Raw genomic sequence first — 17,670 nt, forward strand, 5'->3', positions numbered from 1 at the left:
GGATAGACTGGAACAGCCGTTTGTGTCATAACAGGCCCGCCGAAAGTGGTAGGCCTGTTGTTCGTTACAGCCTTTCACCGGCAGAATTCGCTTAAATTTCAATACATTCCGGCGCACCGCCGGCTGGCAGGACTCGCCGGATGCATACGGGACACGGACGCGCGTGGCGGCGGTGGGATGTCGTTGCCGTTGTGGGGTTGATCGGCTGGCTCCTGTTCGATCTCACCGCGCGCACGCTGTTCGGAGCGGCCCCGTGGCCGCAATCGGCGGTCGATTACTGCATCCTGTACAATTCGAGCCGCCACGTCGTCGAAACGCACCAGTACACCCCCAATTATCCGTACCCGCCGTCGGCTGTTGCGATTCACGCCGCGAGCGCCACGTTTCCGTTCGCTGTTTCTGCTTCGCTCTGGCTCGCGCTGACGGGACTTGCCGCTGTGGGTAGTTACGCTGTTCTCGCGCGCATTTTGGGCTTACATCAACGGCCCGGGCTCCTCTGTTTGCTGCCGCTCGCACACGTCGTCGTTGCGTACTACTTCCAGTGGGATATGCGGTCGATCAACTGCAATCTGGTCGTGCTTGCAACGATCCTGTTCGGGTGCACGGCGCTCACGCGCCAACGCGAAGCGGCAGCCGGCTTCTGGTTTTCTCTCGCTGTCGCGCTGAAGGTGCTGCCCGTTTTGGTGCTGCCGTACCTAGTTTGGACGCGACGCTGGCGGGCTTTTGCTGTCGCTGTGGTGTGCTCGCTCGTATTTTGGGTCGCGCTGCCCGTGGTAGCGTTTGGTACGGCTGGTTTTCAGGAAGTGTATGGCGGGTGGTTCCGAGAGTTGACGCGCGCGACCGATCCGACCCTGAAGAACATGCACCCGATTCTGATTTCGCTCGATAAGGCCGCGGCGCACGTGGCACGAGGCGATGCGAGTTTGGCAAAGGGCATGGTGCTTTTAGTGTGCGCGGCGTGGGTGGCAGTGGGATTGGCTGGGGCCGTCGCGTGTTGGGGCCGGGGCGAACGTGACGGTCGGCGCATTCTGACGCACGTGTCCCTGCTCGTCCTCGGACCGGTCGCGGTGAACCCATACTTGGAGGCGTATCACCTGGTACCGCTCGCGGTCCCCGCGTTGATCCTACTCGTTACGGCTGCCGATCGATCCCGGTCGGTGCGTGAGCGGATTGTTGCGGCTATTGGGTTTGTTGTGGGGCTGGCGATTCTGAAGGTGTCTGGCCCGTGGCCGGTGCGCGGGCTGCTCGTCAATCTGCAAGCTTTAACACTGTGTGCGACAGCCGTGTGGGTGACGTGGGACCGGCGCCAAAGTGTGTCGAATCCGCGTCTCTTGTGGAAGGTGCGGTGCGTTGTTGATTCGCACCGCGAGCGAATTGCGGCTCGGCTGCTCAGGCCGGGCGCTCGTGCGTCTTCTCGTAGGCCGTGACCTTTTCCCGGCGCCGGGTGTGGCGCCCGCCCTCGAATTCGGTGACGAGCCAGGCCCGGATCATCCGCTCGATCTGGTCCTCGCCGAGCAGATCGGCCGCGACGCACACGATGTTCGAGTCGTTGTGCCGCCGACTCAGTTCGGCATCGATCACGTCGCGGCAGTTTACGGCCCGGACGCCGCACACTTTGTTCGCGGCGATGCACATGCCGTGGCCGGTGGCGCAGATCAGGACGCCCCGGTCCGCTTTACCGGTACTCACCTCTTCGGCCACCGGGATCGCGTAGTCGGGGTAGTCCACGCCCGTGGGTCCGGTCGCCCCGAGGTCGTGAACTTCGTGACCGAGTTCGGTCAGTAAGCCGACCACGCGCAGCTTGACGCTCAACCCGCGGTGGTCGTTGCCCACGGCGACCTTCATGACACCACCCATTCTGGAAGAATCCGCTCTAGGTGCCGGAAAATGGTCTCGGCACATTCCCGATACACGGCCGGTCCTGCCCCAATCGGGTCGTCCAAGTCTTCAGTGCCGCACAGGAGCCGCGGTACCGGACCGGCGTCGGGGTACCGTGCTCGAATCGCGTGCAGGTGCCCCTGTGTCATCGCGATCACATCGTCTGCTGCGAGCAACAGTTGGGCGTTTACTGGGCGGCTCGCGTGGGCATTTAGGTCGGCACCGTACTCGGCCGCAACCTCGCACGCTTCGACGGCTGCGCGACTGCCGCCGTAGGTTGCGACTCCTGCGGACAGCACCCAGAAGCCGCGCGCGGGTAATTCACTTACGGTACACCCGAGCCGGTCCGCGAGCAACTTCTTCGCCAGTCCTTCGGCGAGCGGGCTGCGGCACGTGTTCCCGGTGCACACGAAGAGAATGATTCGCGCCGCGAGCCGCTCGATCTCCTCAGCCGGAAACGCGCCGGCTTCGGTGATCGTGTAACCCGTGTCGGTGGCACGAACTACGGTCGGTCTTGTATCCGCAGCACGTGCGCCGGCATCCACGACCAATCCGACGGCTTGTTTTAATCGTTCCGCGGCCGCAGTTGCGGTTGTGTCACCGGTGTCGGCCACCAGAATCGGCCCGAGTTCCGCAACTGCTGGGATCACCAGGTCGAACAGCGAGTGTTCGGGGTAGCGGAATCGCGCGAAACCGTTCGTGTTCGCGGGAAGTTCCGCTGTAGTGGGCACCTCGATGACGAGCGGCGCGGACCACGCGCGGACCATCAGGCGCCGGGCCACTGTTGGGATGTTCGCACCCAGAGCCGCAGCCTCGTCCGGTCCCCACGCGAGCAGAGCCGGAGCGAGTAGGTCGATGGCAGTACCCGGGCGCCACAGGGCCGCGTACCCACAGTCGCCCGGCAGCACGACGGCCGAGCCGGAAGCGAGTGTATCTCGCGTTTGACGCACCAGTTCCGACGGATCGACGATCGGACTCCAGTCGATTACCGTCGGCATGGTGCGCGGGTCTCCGGGATCGGGGTAGACAGTACACAATATTAGAGGAGACGGGCGGAAAGGGCGAGAGTAGGGTGCGAGGAGAGGAAGGAGAGTTGCTTGATTGTATTTTAGTTAATCTTGCGATCGACAGTTTTTTGTGTCAATCGCGTTTTCTGTTTAGTCGCATGCTTTTTGTCAATTTTTAGCTTTGGAAGCCTATCCGTCACGACATCATCGGCAAAGAAATGCCGGAATCGCCGATGATTCAGCCATTCGCACCGGTTTGGTGGCTAACAATTGCTAACATTCTGGGACACCCGGTGCCTCGCTCCCCCGGAGTGGCTTTTACTGCACACGCTCAGAATTCGTAATCAGTTGGCCACGATTGAATAATGATACCGCGTGCGGGGTAGGGATGCAATGTTTTATTGCACCTGAAATTCGTGCGAAGCCGTACCGATAGTGCTTCCGCGCAAGTCTCGCAATCTGAAACGTTCTCCCATTTGAGCCTCAATATTTCCACGCGCTAGGGAGCCGGTCATGGATTCGACCCTACCCCGACGTCTGTTCGCGCTCGTGCTTGTGTGTGCCCCGTTCGTGAGTGGGTGTGCATGTTCGCGGGGCGTTTCAACGGATGATCTTCGAGAACGAGGGCACGAGTGGGACCGCGTCACCTCGTTTGGTACAGCGCCGGTAAGCTCGCGCCCACCCGATCAGGACGCCCAATATTACAAGGACCAGCAGGAGCAGCGGGCGAAGAGCGAGGCCGATTTCCGCTCGCGGAATCCCGGTCGGTAAGTTCGCACCGCTAAGCCCGGAGCGGGCGGTTGTACTTGTGGTTGAGCCGCTTGCGCATGTCGAGTGATACGTTGACCGCGGAGAAGAGTAACTGGTGCAGGGCGCGCCAGTAGACCGTGTTGTGCAGTGCCCGAAAGCCCGTGTCCGTAATCGGGTTGTTACTGAGATCGAGTGCCGTCACTCGGTTCAGATACGGGCTGTTGGCGAGCGCACGCATCCCGCCATCCTTAATGTTGCAGTTCGAGAGCGCGAGGACGGTGAGGTCCATCAGGTTCGCGCTTTGGGCGAGTGCTTCTGCGCCTGCGTCGTCGAGCGGATTGGAGCCGAGGTCGAGCTCTCTGAGACGCACGGCGTTTGAGTCCGCGCTCACGGGCCGGGCGAAGATGGTTTGTGCGCCGGCAACGGTCAGATCGTTCATCGCCAGATCCAACACCGGCACGCGGAGTAGGTCGTGTGCGCGCGCGAGCGAGTGCAATCGCGGCGCACCGATCCCGTTATCGCTCAGGCCCAACCGGTGGAGTGCGGGCAGGCGGTCGGTTCCCGCGAGCGCTTCCGCGCCGGCCGGACCGAGTCGGTTCTCGCGCAATTCGAGGTAGGTCAACCGGGACAGGTGGGGAGACGCGGCGACCGCACGGGCGCCCGTTTCGCCGATCTCGTTCTCACTCAAATCGAGTTCTTCCAACCCCGCGAGTGTGGGCGCGGTGGCGAGCTGTTCGGCCGCATCGTCGGCGAGCCGATTACGGCCCAAATGAAGCACTTTAAGGCCCGCGAGGTGCGGCGAACGGGCGATCGCCCGCGCCAGGGGTTCGCCCGCGTGCTGCGCGTACACGGTCAGGGCCGACAGCCGGCTCAGGTACGGGCACTGCATGACGGCCGGCAAACTTCCGCCGACGTCGAGCAGGTGAACGTGCTGCACCGGGGCCGTAGCGAAGATTTCGTGGGCGTAACGCAGAAATTGCCGCGCTTCGACCTTCACTTCGTCCATGAACCCGCGCCGGAACACCGGGCCACTCACCAAACCGCGGAGCGGGGCTTCCCATTCTTCGCGGTGGGTGGCGAGCAAGTGCCGTTCCTCGACACGCAACCCGCTGACGGCGCGATCGTGTTCGGGCAGGTGTGCGAGCGCGAGTTGGACGCGGATGAACCGCCCGCGCGGGTCGCCCTCTTCATCGAGCCAGTCGGCGAAGATGAGACGCTGTGCGTCGTCGTCCGGGTACGCCCGGATTCGTTGAAGAAACGCTTCCGCTTCAGTTTGCATGTCGAGTTCCGTCTGAGCTGCATCGCCCAAGTGTAGCACGACACGCTTTCCCAACCGTTGCACCTTATCGCGGATTCGCGGAGGCAAAATTTGTAGCAGTGGCTAGACGAATTGTGAAATTAGGTTAAGCTAATTATCGATTTAACCTGACCTACTTTTACTCGGAGGCTTCATGAAACGCGCACAGCACCGAGGGTTTACCTTGATCGAGCTGTTGGTAGTGATCGCCATCATCTCCGTTCTTGTTGGGCTGTTGCTGCCCGCGGTTCAAAAGGTGCGCGAGGCCGCTTCGCGGCTGAAATGCACAAACAACCTGAAACAAATCGGGCTGGCGCTGCACAACTACGAGAGCACTTACAAGGTGTTCCCGTCCGCATACGTGACCGCGAACACGTCTGTTGACGGCTCGTCGTTCGGGATCAGTTACGGCGACGAGTATCGGAACGGCCCCCCGGGATGGGCGTGGGGGATGCTCATCCTCCCGTATTTGGAGCAGGACAACTTGTACCGCCAGTTCGACATGGCGCAGCCGTGCTGGGCGCCCGTGAACGCGAACGCGGCCCGAACGAAAGTCGCGATGTTCCTGTGCCCTTCCGCGACCGGCGGTAGTGACGGTTTTGATGTGCAGCGGGCGGGGGCGGACATGGAGCACGGCGTTCCGATCACGCGCGCGGACGGGAGCCGCGTGTTCTTCGCCCACAGTCACTACGTCACGAATGCGGGCATTCACCAGCCGTGGGGCCGCGACACGGCATACTGCTACGACTACGACGTTCCCGAACCGGTTGCGGCCAACGGCGGCACGCGCGCCCGGATCGACGGGCCGTTCTACCGCAACTCGCGAGTCAGTGTCGCGATGGTGAGTGACGGGCTTTCAAACACGGTCTTCATTGGCGAACACAGTTCGATTCTGAGCAACAAGACGTGGGTGGGGGTGGTACCCGGCGCGGTGACTCCCCCGCGTCTCGATTTGCGACCGTGGCCGTCGGAGAACAACGGCGCCGGGTGCTTGGTCGGGGTTCACAGCGGGCCGGACACGCACGACCACCCGGAGGTCATCATCCACGCCCCGAACGACCCGTTCGGCCACACGGACGAGATGTGGGGCGAGCACGGGAACGGCTGCAACGTGCTGTTCGGCGACGGCTCGGTTCGGTTCATCACCACATTCATTCGGCCGAACACCTGGGTCGCGCTCTCGACGCGGGACGGCGGGGAGGTGGTCGATGGCAACTACTGAGCACGCGGAGGGAACGAGCCGCAACGCGGTCGCGGTGTACGTGCTGCTGGGGTTACTCGCGGTCGCTGCGCTGGCGGGGCTGATCGCCTACTTCAACCGCCCGGCGCAGATCGGGACGAGCGAAGAAGTCTTCAACACGGTGGACGCGCTCTACACCGCCGTTCGGAACCGCGACGAAAAGCGCCTAACCGAGTGCGAGCAGCGGCTCACGGGCTACCGCGACGCGGGCAAACTCCCCGCGGACGCGGCCGACGAGCTTTCGAGCATCATCGCGAAGGCGCGGGGCGGTTCGTGGGACTCGGCCGCCGAGCGCCTCTATGATTTCATGAGGGCACAGAGGCGCGAGGGCGGCACGCCGCACCCGCCCAAGCAACAGGGCAAAGCAAAGAAATAGCCGGGACCGTTAAATTCTCGCAGGTACGGGCGCTACCCGTTCGTACTTGCCTACTTCCACACATTAAACGGCCCTGAAGAAATAGTTGCGCGTCTTGTGCTCACACGCGAGTTTGGGTAATTTGACCTCGTTTTCGCGCTCGTGTTTTGTTTGCTGTTTCGCAACTGAACAGTGCGGTGCCTTCTCACCTACGTTGGTGTCTGATGGACGGTGAAGCGGAGCAATCTTGGAAGCGCACCCGTCGAGTCAAAGAACAATCGCATCGGAGTGGTGGATCGAGTGGGCTCCGGCCGGAGGACATTCTCACCCCCAAACAGTACCTGAATTACCAACACGGGCGAATCCTGTCTGGATTGTTGGTGTTCTTCGGAGGCATGTTCGCTCTCCTCGGCGTTGTGCGAACTGTTGCCACCAGTTCTGAACCGACTACGGATCCGCCAACCGCTTTTTGGGCGATTTTGGCGGCCGCCGGGCTTGCTGGAATTATTGGCGGTACGGCCGCTTTCCGGGGTAACAGGACGTGGGCGCGGTTGGCCTACCTGTTCGTGATGTTATTGGTGTTCGGTTGCCCGGTCGGAACCATTGTCAGCGTCCTCTGGCTGCTGGGCCTTTCGAGCCACATGGCCGCCTGTGAGAAGATCCGGCGGGTGAGGATCGCCCGAAGTCAGGCCCAACCCGACGAGGCATTGGACCTCGATTAAATGCGTGCTCTCGGTCGTCTGGCTCGCCTCGTCGCGGGTCAACCGGCCGCAAATCACCGGAGGTCTGTGCGTGTGACGACCGCGCGGCGAAAGTGGATCTCTCGCTCGGCCGTTGCGACGTTTGCGGTCGTTCTGGTCGCAACCGGCCTCAGATTCCAGCCCATTGAGCCGAGCGTACAGCGGTCACGCCTCGATGCTGTCACAGTCGGAATGACACGAGCCCAGGTTTGGGAAACTGTTGGTGTCCCTCCCGGTACTTACCCAGAAGATTTGGCCTATTTCGATCGCGTCGGCATTCGGTGCGGGGACGATCGGTGGACCAGCGCTGAAGGCACCTTACACGTCTTCTACGACTCGGATGGTCGGGTGTCGGCCGCGATCGTGTACGAGACGCACGTGATTCGTGAGGACGGTTCGTGGTGGTAGGAGTTGCGATTCCAAACACGAGATGAACTGAGAGGGCGTGTGCGACGTTCTGTTGCTGTCATGGTTGCCAATTTGTTGTCGGACGAAAGCGTTTTTGCACCCTCCCGTAACTGAGGAGAACGTCCATGATTCGCGCTGTAATGGTGGCGCTTCTCGCCTTATTCGCCTCGCACGGTACCGCGGTTCGGGCAGCAGATCCCGCGGCCGATGAGGTCAAGAAATTGCAGGGAGAATGGGCCGCGACCGAGGTCGAGTTGAACGGCAAAAAGATGGGTAAAGACGACGCCAAAAGCATGAGATTCGTGTTCAAGGACAACGAGTTGGTGGCCCGAGACACCGGCAAGCCGGGGCGCGAGCGGAAGAAAACGTTTAAACTGGACCCGAGCAAAACGCCCAAAGAGATCGACATTACCTCGCTCGACGGCCAGGAAAAAGACAAGACGGCGGCCTGCATTTACAAGCTCGATGGGGACCGGTTGACGATCTGCATGCCGTACTTCGTGGAGGACGCTTCCGTCCGGCCCAAGGAGTTCAAAGTCGGGGCCAAGGACGGGCTTATGCTGCTCACGTTGGAACGGGTGAAAGCCAAGTGACCGCGTGCGCCGAAAGTCGAACCCGGCGCGGCACCGGGGCGCGGTAATGCGATGTGATTTTGCTCCCAAATACTCATTGCCGTGGCCGGCGAGTCGGGTGGTAGATCAACGAAGAGGTGGCACCGGGTGAAGACGCTTGCGATCCGGCTCGACCCGCAGTTTTTTGATAACCCGGATGCGGACATACGCTACCGACTGCCCGATCTGCTGGTCGCGCGGTCCCGCGGGGTGATCGCAGGCGACGGGTACGATTACATCGGACCGCAGCCGCTAATGGTCGTGTTCCTCAAAACGTCTCAGCTCAAGTCGGCTCTTGAATTCATCCTCGACGTGATCGAGAATGTACCCGTACTCGGTTGTAACTTGCGGTCGGCCGTCGTCGCTGTGGAACGCAAAACCGGTTGGGAGGTGGTGTACCCACCTGGATTTACTGAACCCTTCCTACCAAATAGCAAGCCGGCCTAATTAACTACACTCACGTCTCGACCGCAGCAAACGCTACGCTTGTGCCTGAGATCCGCTTTCGCCTTGCACATCTCTGATTTCGTTTCGCCCTCGTTAGACACTTCTCACTGTTAATCTCTCATTTACTCTGGAGATTCCCATGCCCACGTTAATCGTGTCGGCGCGGTCGTTTGTGTGTTCTGCTGGCGGTGTGCCGCCGCTTTCTGCGGTGTACGATCAGCGCGTGATTGCCGCGGCCGAAAGTATCGGCTGGTCCGTGCTCGGCGCGGCCGACGACCGGATTCCGGATGATGTGCCCGATCCTGTTGTGTACGTCACGACCGATCTCGCGCTGTCAACCGCTCGTTCACGCAACCTCGCGCTGCTCGAGCCGTCTTTTGATCTGCTTACGCGCGTGCCGGAACGCTTCCTGCGGCGGCAGGTCGAATCGGCGACATTCGGCGATCTCGACCGGCTCGACGGCCGCACGTTCGTGAAACCGGCCGATCCCCTCGATAAGTGGTTCGACGCGGGGCTGTATTCGGACGTCCGCGACATCCGCACGTGCGGGCGCTCGCACCCCGAAGCACCGGTGCTGCTCAGCGAACCGGTCGAGTGGTCGGTGGAGCTTCGTTACTTCGTGCTCGAAGGGAAAGCGGTCGCGGGTTCGCCCTATCTCGCCTATGGGCGCCCGGCGTGGCGCTGGGGAACGACCGCGTCCGCGCTCCCGACCGCGGGCTTGCGAGTTGTCGAAGGACTTTGCGCCGCAATGGAGGGTGAACTGCCTCCGGCGTTCGTGGTGGACGTTGGGCAGATCGACGACCGCGGGTGGGCCGTTGTGGAATTCAACCCGGTGTGGTCCGCGGGGCTACTGAACGCCGATGTGACCGCCGTTCTGCCCGTGCTCCAGCGCGCGACGCGACCGCGCACGCGGCTAACCCCAGACGAGCGCAGATGGGATCTGCGAGGGGATTGAGGCGACATTTCAGCAACCCGTTGCTTCCGCGCGCCGATCACCGCATAATCCACATCTACTGCCCTCCTTCCTCCCCCATCAGGAACCTCTCAATCATGCGTCGACTCGCACCCGCGTTATTCCTCGTTGCGTTCGGCTTCGCCGCCGCGCTCGCGCCCGCAACGGGCGCTGCGCCCAAAGCCGAGGACACGAAGATCACCTGGAAGAAGACCGTACTGGACACGAAGTTCCGCTCGGAAGGCGTGGCCGTCGCGGACGTGAACAAGGACGGCAAAATCGACGTGCTCAACGGCGAATACTGGTACGAGGCGCCGGACTGGACCCCGCACGAGTTGCAGCCCTACAAGGACCACGGCACCGGTCTGAGCAACTACAGCCGCGTGTTCGCGTGCTGGGCCGAGGACATCAACGGCGACGGGTGGCAGGATCTCATCGTGATCGATTTCCCCGGCGCGCCGTGCTACTGGATGGAGAACCCGAAGGGCAAGGCCACCGGCGACGACGGCAAGCCGCTGCACTGGAAGAAACACGTCATCTGGCACTCGGCCTGCAACGAAACGCCGCTCTACACCGACCTCGTTGAGAAGGGCAAGCGCGTCCTGGTCATGGGCTGGCAGCCGAAGGGCAAGGAGAACAAGGATAACGTGGGGCAGATGGCGTACTTCACCCCGGACCCGAAAGACCCGACGGCGGTGTGGGTGATGCACCCGATCAGCGAGCCGAGCATCGCGCCGGAAGAGAAAGACGGTAAGCCCGTGCCGAACACCGGTAAGGAAGTTCCCGGCACGCGGAAGTTCAGTCACGGCCTGGGCGTCGGCGACATCAACGGCGACAAGCGCGCGGACGTGATCTGCACCGGCGGGTGGTGGGAGCAACCGGAAAAGGCCGACGGGAAGACCGCGTGGAAGTTCCACCCGGCCGACCTCGGCCCCGCGTGCGCGGACATGTACACGTTCGACATGGACGGCGACGGCAAGGCCGACGTAATCAGCTCGTCCGCGCACCAGTTCGGGATCTGGTGGTACAAGCAGCGCCCCGCGAACTCGAGCGGGAACCCGGCGTTCCAGAAAATGGACCTGTTCCCGAAGGTCGTGAGCGAAACGCACGCGGCGCACTTCAAGGACATCGACGGCGACGGGCGCCCGGACCTCATCACGGGCAAGCGCTGGTGGAGCCACGGCCGGGCCGAACCGGGTTCCGACGGCCCCGCCGCGATCTACTGGTTCAAGAACACGAAGGGCGCGGACGGCCTGACGCAGTTCACCAAGATGACCATCGACGAGGACTCGGGCATCGGCACGCAGTTCGAGGTCGCGGACATCAACGGCGACGGCCTGCTCGACGTGATCTCGTCGAACAAGAAGGGCGTTCGGGTCATCGTGCAACAGCGGAAGTAATCATCGCGGCGCCGGCGTAGTGCCGGCTCTGTGACAGGATTGGTTCACGGCCCGCGGCACGTGTCGCGGGCCGTGCTGTTTAGACCGCTTCAGCACGTCGAACCGAATATTGAACACTTCATTGATCGGGTATCTGTGCAATCAGATGACCATCAAGCCGCAACGGGGTAGGGCCTAATAATTAAATTCTGCCGGTGGCCGTAAACAGTGAGCAACGTTCGATTAAGTGCGGATTGTATCGCGCCTGTGCGCTTGTTCCGTGGGTTTTCTTCGCGCGGGCGCCTATAACTTTGCGCCACGGGTGGCGTACTCGCCGACCACCCCGTGCTCATCCCGTCTTGACCCGTCGGAGATTCACCCGTGACTTCGCGTGTCCCCGCGCTGGCGGCCGTGGCCGCCTTGATAGGGTTGCTCATGATCCCCAATGTGATCCAAGCCGACGAGGGCATGTGGTTGTTCAGCAACCCGCCCCGCGCCCAGCTCAAACAGTACAACTTCGAGCCGACCCAGGAGTGGCTCGACCACGTCCGGCTCTCCAGCGTGCGGTTCAACTCCGGCGGGTCCGGGAGCTTCGTTTCGCCCGACGGCCTCGTGATGACCAACCACCACGTCGGCGCCGGCGACCTGGAGAAGGTGTCCACGGCCGAAAAGAACTACCTCCGGGACGGGTTCCACGCCAAGACCCGGGCCGAAGAGATCAAGTGCAAGGGTCTGGAACTGAACGTCCTCATCGGCATCAAGGACGTGACGACCGAAGTCGAGAAGGCGGTCCCCGCCGGCACCGCACCGGCCGCGGCGTTCAAGCTCCGCACATCCAAGATCGCCGAACTGGAACAAGCGGCCGCCAACCCGGAGAAGAAGGTCCGCGCCGACGTGGTCACGCTGTACGCGGGCGGGCAGTACCACCTCTACACGTTCAAGAAGTACGAGGACATCCGCATCGTGTTCGCGCCGGAGAAGCAGGCCGCGTTCTACGGCGGCGACCCGGACAACTTCGAGTACCCGCGGTTCGACCTCGACGTGTGCTTCTTCCGCGTTTATGAGGACGACAAGCCGATCAAGTGCGAGCACTACCTGAAGTGGAGCGCGGCGGGCAGCAAGGCGGACGAACTCGTGTTCGTGTCCGGGCACCCGGGGCGCACGAACCGCGCGAACACGGTCGACGAACTCAAGTACCTCCGCGACACCGGCTACCCGTACCTGCTCAACCGGCTCAACCGGCTCGAAGTGATGCTCCAGGCGTGGTCCGGGCGGAGCGAGCGCAACGCCCAGCGCGCGGAAGAGGAGCTGTTCAGCATCCAGAACAGCCGCAAGGCCCGCATCGGCGGCCTCGCGGGGCTGATGGACCCAGCGCTGATGGGGCGCAAGGAATCGGAGCAGGCGCGGCTGAAGGCGTTCATTGGTGGCTGGGACGCACCCGAGGCGAAGGTCGCAGCGGCTGCGTTCGACTCCGTCGCGAAGGCCGAGATGGTCCGTACCGAGCTGATTAAAGAAATGACCGTACTAGAGAACGCGGGCGGGTTCAGCTCGTCCTCGTTCGGGATCGCCCGCACGCTCCTGCGCGCGTCCGAGGAACTCCCCAAACCGGGCGGCGAGCGGCTCCGCGAGTTCGCCGACGCCCGGCTACCCTCGCTCAAGTTCGGCCTGTTCTCGGACGAGCCGATCTTTGAAGACCTCGAGATCCTCAAGTTGGCCGACGGGCTCCAGTTCCTCGCGGTCACGCTCGGGCCGGACTCGGACCTCGTGAAGAAGGTGCTCGCCGGCAAGTCGCCGCGCGAGCGCGCTTACGATCTCATCAGCGGAACGAAGGTCCGCGACCCGGAAACGCGCAAGAAGATTTTCGCCGAGATCGAGGCCGCGGCCAAGGGCGGTAAGACGGCCGACCTCGCGGCCCTGAAAGACCCGATGATCGAACTCGCGCGCCTCGTCGACGGCCCGTCCCGCGCGCTCCGCAAGCGGTTCGAGAACGAGGTGGACGAGCCGAAGCGCCAAGCGCACGCGGCTCTGGCGAAGGCCAAGTTCGCGATGGACGGCGACAAGGTGTACCCGGACGCCACGTTCACGCTGCGGCTCGCGTTCGGCACCGTGAAGGGCTACAAGGAGGACGGCAAGGACGTGCCCGCGTTCACCACCTTCGAGGGGCTCTACAAGCGCTCGGCCGAGCAGAGCAACAAGGGCGCGTTCGAGCTGCCCCAGCGGTGGGTGGCGAAGAAGGGCAAGCTCGACCTCTCGACGCCCTACAACTTCGTCTGCACCGCGGACATCATCGGCGGGAACAGCGGTTCGCCGGTGGTGAACCGCGACGCGGAAGTCGTCGGGCTGATCTTCGACGGCAACATTCAGTCGCTGGTGCTCGACTTCATCTTCGACCAGGAAACCGCCCGTGCGGTCTCCGTGGACAGCCGCGCGATCGTTGAGGCGCTGCGGAAGGTGTACGACGCCAACGACCTTGCCGATGAGCTGACCGGGAAGGCCAAGTAAGACCGGCCGTTGCTGTGTTGAATTGATGCGTTTGGTTCATGGTTTGGTGGCACGGGCCTCTGGCCTGTGTGAGCGCCTCCACAGGCCAGAGGCCCGTGCCACAAACACAAAACGCAAGTTTTCAACACAGCAACCGGCCGTTTCTGCACCGCGGCGCGCCTTCGCGCCGCGGTCGAATCACTTCTTGCTTTTGGGCACGCGCAATTCACCGACCTTGAAGTGTGTTCGGGCGGGGTAGATCCTTCCGGCCCCTTCCGCGCGTCGGTATGATAGCGCTATGGACGACTACTTCTTTTCGACGCGGCCCGCGTACCCGTGGTCGATCTATCCGTTCGGGCTCCCGACGCTCGCAGTTGTTGCAGCACTTCTCGTCATTTTCACCGTTTGGACGTACCTCGGGCACCCGCAAGCGACGCGCAAGCGCGTGCTCACCATTCTCACGCTGCGCCTGCTCGCGCTGCTGGTGACACTCCTCACCGCGCTCCGCCCCAGCGTCGGCGTGAACGAGAACCCGAAACAGCCGTCCGCGCTGCTCGTCGGGATCGATGTGTCCGAGAGCATGACGATCAAGGACGAGGTCGGCGGACAAGCGCGCGCCGATGCGGTGCGCAAGATGATCGAGAAGTGCCAGCCGCTGTTCGACGACTTGCTCACCGAGCAGGGGATCAGCGTCACGCTCTACAAATTCGGCCCACTCGACTTCAACGAGGCCACCAGTCGTTACGAGCCGACGGTCGTTTCTGATGCTAAGCGTTCCGACTACGGAACTTATCTGAACAAGACCTTCGAGCGGTGGCAGGGCGAGCGTGTGCGCGGGCACATTGTAATCGGTGATGGCATCGATAACGGCGAGGCGTTCAACGCGGAGTCCGAGGCCGGGCGCTGGGCGCGCAGAGGGGTGCCGATTCACTCGTTCATCGTTGGTAAAGAGAGTTCGGACACGCTCACAAAGGACATCGTGGTGACGAGCGTGGAGTGCAACCCATCGCCCGCCTTCATCAAGAACGATGTCACCGTGACCGCGAAGGTGAACGCCTACAACTTCCCCGGCGCGCGCGTCACGGCCCGCGTGTTCATCAACGACAATCCTCAAGCGGTGCAGAGCGAAGAATTTACCCTCGAGCGCGAGAAGGGTAACGAACTGAAGATGACCGCGAAGATGCCCGACACGAAGGGCGAGTACAAGATCAAGGTCGAGGTGGGGATCGATAAGAATGGGAAACTCGAACCGCTCCCGGGCGAACTGTCGCCGCTCAACAACTGGTCCGAAACATACCTCACGGTTCTCAAGGAGGGCGTCCGCGTCCTGATCGTGGACCAGCTCCGCTGGGAAGAGACGTTCCTCCGCGACGCATTCCGCAGCGAGAAGCGGTTCGACGTGTACGAGGTGATCCTCCAGTCCGACCAAACCGTTTCGCAAGGCGCCCGTGATCTGCTGAACCTCGAAGCTCAGGCCTACGACGTGGTCATCATTGGGAACGTGGGGGCGACCGTACTGAACCGCGCCGCGCCGAACTTCCTGACGGATCTCACCAGGCTCACGACGACGAAGGGCGTCGGGGTGATGTTCCTCGGCGGCGAGTACGCCTACACCGGCGATATCCCGAAGGAACTGCTCCCGATTAAGGGTGACTCGATCGCGGACTCCCTCAGCCCGACCGGTGACCCGCTCCTGTTCTTCCCCGCGGTCCCGAACCCGAACGGCCTGAACAAAATGTTCAAGGTCGTGCCCAAGCCGGGGGCGCCCGTGCCGAAGGGCGATCCGTCCAAAGAAGCGTGGGACCGGATGAACAACTTCCGGAGGGGAATGTTGCTCAACGGCCACAACCGGTTTGTGCTCCGCCCCGGGCGCCTGGACACGGTGTTCGCGTGGACCCAGCGCCTCGACGCGGTCAACAAAGTGCTCACCCCGAGTGACCCGAAAGAACTGGCCGCGGGCACCGAGTTCGATCCAGCGGTCCACGAACCGCTCCTCGTCGGCTCCCAGCGGGGCGACGCAAATAAAGGGCGGTGGCTCGCGTTCGGCGCGTTCGACACGTACCTCTGGCGCAGCCTCGGTCAGCCCAAAGAAACGACCGGGCTCGACATGCACGATCGCTTCTGGCGCCAGTGCGTACTGTGGCTCGCGTACCAGGACGAAGAAGAGAGCCAGGCTTACGCCCGCCCGCAGTTCCGCCAGCTCAAGGTGACGTCGGAGCAGGCGATCCGTGTCGGTGTTAAGAAGTCGGACGGCACCGACGATCCGACGGCTCCGCTGACGGTTCACATTCTGCCGCTCGCGCCGGGACAGCAGGAACCGAAGCCCGAAGACGAGAAAAAGGCGGTGCCGTCGACCGTCCTGACGGACAAGGACGGACGAAAGGTGCTGTTCCGCCCCACGACCCCGGGCGAATATTTTGTGTCGGTCACCAGCCCGGCCAAAAAGCCCGACGGTTCACCGGAACTGAACGCGGACGGCTCGCCGAAGCTCCACCGCGGCACAGCCAAGTTCATTGCGGTTCCGGACATTTCGGACGAAATGCTCAAAGTGAGTGCGAACCAGCCTTTCATGGAGCGCCTCGCGGTGTCGACCGGCGGAAAGGCGCTGCGCCTCGAAGACCTTCCCGGATTCCTGAAGGAACTGAAGACGGAGCTGCCGCCCGATCTGGGCAAGAAGCCACGTTACTATCCCGACTGGCACCGGAACCGGTCACGCGGGTTCCTCCCATTATGGCTGGTAGCCTTCACAATCCTCCTCGGAACGGAATGGGGCCTCCGACGACTCTGGGGCCTGATTTGATGGTATTTGGCGAGGTGGCTCGATCTGGCAGTCCTTTTGGGGAGGGGACAAGAGGGACGCGAACGGCTACGTTGTCAGCACCCCTTTCGGGGCGGGTACGATTCACGAGTTCACAGCCGTTCGGCAAAACGTTGTAGGGTTCTTCATGCCACGGACAGCCTTTCTGTTCCCCGGTCAGGGCGCACAAACGGTCGGTATGGCGGGCGCGCTGTGTCAGGCGCTTCCCGCTGCCAACGACTTGTTTCAACGCGCGTCCGCGATCCTGGGTTACGACCTGCTCGACGTGTGCGTGAACGGTCCCGCGGAGCGCCTGAACGCGACGGACGTGAGCCAGCCGGCTATTTTTGTGGCGAGCCTCGCGGCCCTCGAACAATTGAAGGCCACCGAACCGGACGCGGCCCAGGATGTCGTTGCTACGGCTGGGCTGAGCCTCGGCGAGTACACGGCGCTGGCGTTCGCCGGGGCACTGGGGTTCGAGGACGGTGTGAAACTGGTCCAGGCACGCGGGCGGGCCATGCAGGACGCCGCGGTCGCGACGCCCTCGGGCATGGTGAGCGTGCTCGGGCTGGAAGTGCCGGAGGTCGAGGCGCTGGTGCTCGAAGTGCGCGGAGCCGACACGCTCGAAGTCGCGAACCTGCTCTGCCCCGGGAACACGGTGGTCTCCGGCTCAGTTGCGGCGATCGATCGATTCGAGCAACTGTGCGTGCAGAAGGGTGGCATCCGCACCGTGCGGCTCGCGGTCGCGGGGGCGTTCCACACCAAACTGATGAAGCCGGCCGACGAAAAACTCGCCACAGCGCTCACGGGCGTGGTGCTGAACGCCCCCCGGGTGCCCGTGTGGTCGAACGTGGACGCACGCACGCACACGGACCCGGCCGAAATTCGCGGGCTTTTGGTGCAACAGGTGCTCTCGCCCGTCCGTTGGGAAGACACGCTCCGGGGGCTTCTCTCCGAGAACGTGGAGCGGTTCTACGAGATCGGGCCGGGCCGCGTACTCGCGGGTCTGCTCAAGCGGGTTCACCGAAAGGCCGATATCCGAAACGTCGCCGCGTGAGTGCGGAAGTCGCAAAAGGGAAAAGGTAAAACGACGCAAGAGGCGCCGCGGGTGCGGCTCCCATCTTCGTTTCTCCTTTTGCCTTTTAACTTCCCCGGGTAGGGGCGGCCTTTTCTTTTGGTGGTCGCGTCAGTAGAGTTTTGTTCGTAAGTCGCTGCACAGACGCCGGGGAAGGCCACTCACCCTTCGCGAGCCGGGCGAGCGCCATACAAAAACCAGACGCAGTGTGCGGGGACCGGTTGGTGCCGGTCGGACCGCGGGGTTGCGGTGG

15 protein-coding genes are annotated in these 17,670 nt (G+C 62.8%); 12 read left to right on the forward strand and 3 right to left on the reverse strand.

From position 1 onward, the window contains the following. Positions 1-140 precede the first annotated feature (140 nt). Positions 141-1,427: a glycosyltransferase family 87 protein gene (locus VT84_RS32355; RefSeq protein ID WP_082842440.1), complete on the forward strand. Its 1,287-nt coding sequence runs from the start codon at positions 141-143 to the stop codon at positions 1,425-1,427. Here VT84_RS32355 and rpiB read toward each other — a convergent pair. From rpiB to VT84_RS32370, 3 genes are all read right to left on the reverse strand, one after another. After that, positions 1,390-1,845, reverse strand: coding sequence for a ribose 5-phosphate isomerase B (gene rpiB, locus VT84_RS32360; RefSeq protein WP_052551859.1), 456 nt, complete (start codon positions 1,843-1,845; stop codon positions 1,390-1,392). The two genes, VT84_RS32355 and rpiB, sit on opposite strands and share 38 nt — an antisense overlap. Then, positions 1,842-2,876, reverse strand: a complete 1,035-nt coding sequence (locus VT84_RS32365) for a hypothetical protein (protein WP_082842441.1) — start codon at positions 2,874-2,876, stop codon at positions 1,842-1,844. Before VT84_RS32365 ends, rpiB begins: the two co-directional genes overlap by 4 nt. A 790-nt stretch (positions 2,877-3,666) precedes the next feature. Beyond that, positions 3,667-4,914 carry a TIGR02996 domain-containing protein gene (locus VT84_RS32370; RefSeq protein WP_082842442.1) on the reverse strand — a complete coding sequence of 416 codons (1,248 nt, stop codon included), beginning with the start codon at positions 4,912-4,914 and terminating at the stop codon, positions 3,667-3,669. A gap of 172 nt (positions 4,915-5,086) precedes the next feature. Between VT84_RS32370 and VT84_RS32375 the strand changes: the two genes are divergently transcribed. From VT84_RS32375 to fabD, 11 genes are all read left to right on the forward strand, one after another. Next, positions 5,087-6,154 (forward strand): DUF1559 domain-containing protein, encoded by a 1,068-nt coding sequence (locus VT84_RS32375; RefSeq protein WP_082842443.1) that lies wholly within the window; start codon positions 5,087-5,089, stop codon positions 6,152-6,154. Next, positions 6,141-6,548 carry a hypothetical protein gene (locus VT84_RS32380; RefSeq protein ID WP_082842444.1) on the forward strand — a complete coding sequence of 136 codons (408 nt, stop codon included), beginning with the start codon at positions 6,141-6,143 and terminating at the stop codon, positions 6,546-6,548. Before VT84_RS32375 ends, VT84_RS32380 begins: the two co-directional genes overlap by 14 nt. Before the next feature lie 374 nt (positions 6,549-6,922). Next, positions 6,923-7,249 (forward strand): hypothetical protein, encoded by a 327-nt coding sequence (locus VT84_RS32385; RefSeq protein ID WP_157470083.1) that lies wholly within the window; start codon positions 6,923-6,925, stop codon positions 7,247-7,249. A gap of 210 nt (positions 7,250-7,459) precedes the next feature. Continuing rightward, positions 7,460-7,675: a hypothetical protein gene (locus tag VT84_RS39155; RefSeq protein WP_157470085.1), complete on the forward strand. Its 216-nt coding sequence runs from the start codon at positions 7,460-7,462 to the stop codon at positions 7,673-7,675. Between the two features lie 125 nt (positions 7,676-7,800). After that, positions 7,801-8,268, forward strand: a complete 468-nt coding sequence (locus VT84_RS32395; RefSeq protein ID WP_082842447.1) for a TIGR03067 domain-containing protein — start codon at positions 7,801-7,803, stop codon at positions 8,266-8,268. A 126-nt stretch (positions 8,269-8,394) separates the two neighbouring features. Continuing rightward, positions 8,395-8,733, forward strand: coding sequence for a hypothetical protein (locus VT84_RS32400; protein ID WP_052551601.1), 339 nt, complete (start codon positions 8,395-8,397; stop codon positions 8,731-8,733). 139 nt (positions 8,734-8,872) lie between these two features. Further along, entirely contained in the window at positions 8,873-9,688 is an 816-nt protein-coding gene (locus VT84_RS32405; protein WP_082842448.1) for an ATP-grasp domain-containing protein, read from the forward strand. Between the two features lie 95 nt (positions 9,689-9,783). Continuing rightward, entirely contained in the window at positions 9,784-11,085 is a 1,302-nt protein-coding gene (locus VT84_RS32410; RefSeq protein WP_082842449.1) for an FG-GAP repeat domain-containing protein, read from the forward strand. Between the two features lie 360 nt (positions 11,086-11,445). Further along, positions 11,446-13,566: a S46 family peptidase gene (locus VT84_RS32415; protein ID WP_239465523.1), complete on the forward strand. Its 2,121-nt coding sequence runs from the start codon at positions 11,446-11,448 to the stop codon at positions 13,564-13,566. 277 nt (positions 13,567-13,843) lie between these two features. Next, complete coding sequence (locus VT84_RS32420) at positions 13,844-16,345, forward strand: VWA domain-containing protein (protein ID WP_082842450.1); 2,502 nt, start codon at positions 13,844-13,846, stop codon at positions 16,343-16,345. A gap of 145 nt (positions 16,346-16,490) precedes the next feature. Further along, positions 16,491-17,399, forward strand: coding sequence for an ACP S-malonyltransferase (gene fabD, locus VT84_RS32425; protein ID WP_082842451.1), 909 nt, complete (start codon positions 16,491-16,493; stop codon positions 17,397-17,399). Positions 17,400-17,670 lie beyond the last annotated feature (271 nt).

This window comes from Gemmata sp. SH-PL17, assembly GCF_001610855.1.
GTDB classification, from domain to species: Bacteria; Planctomycetota; Planctomycetia; order Gemmatales; family Gemmataceae; genus Gemmata; species Gemmata massiliana.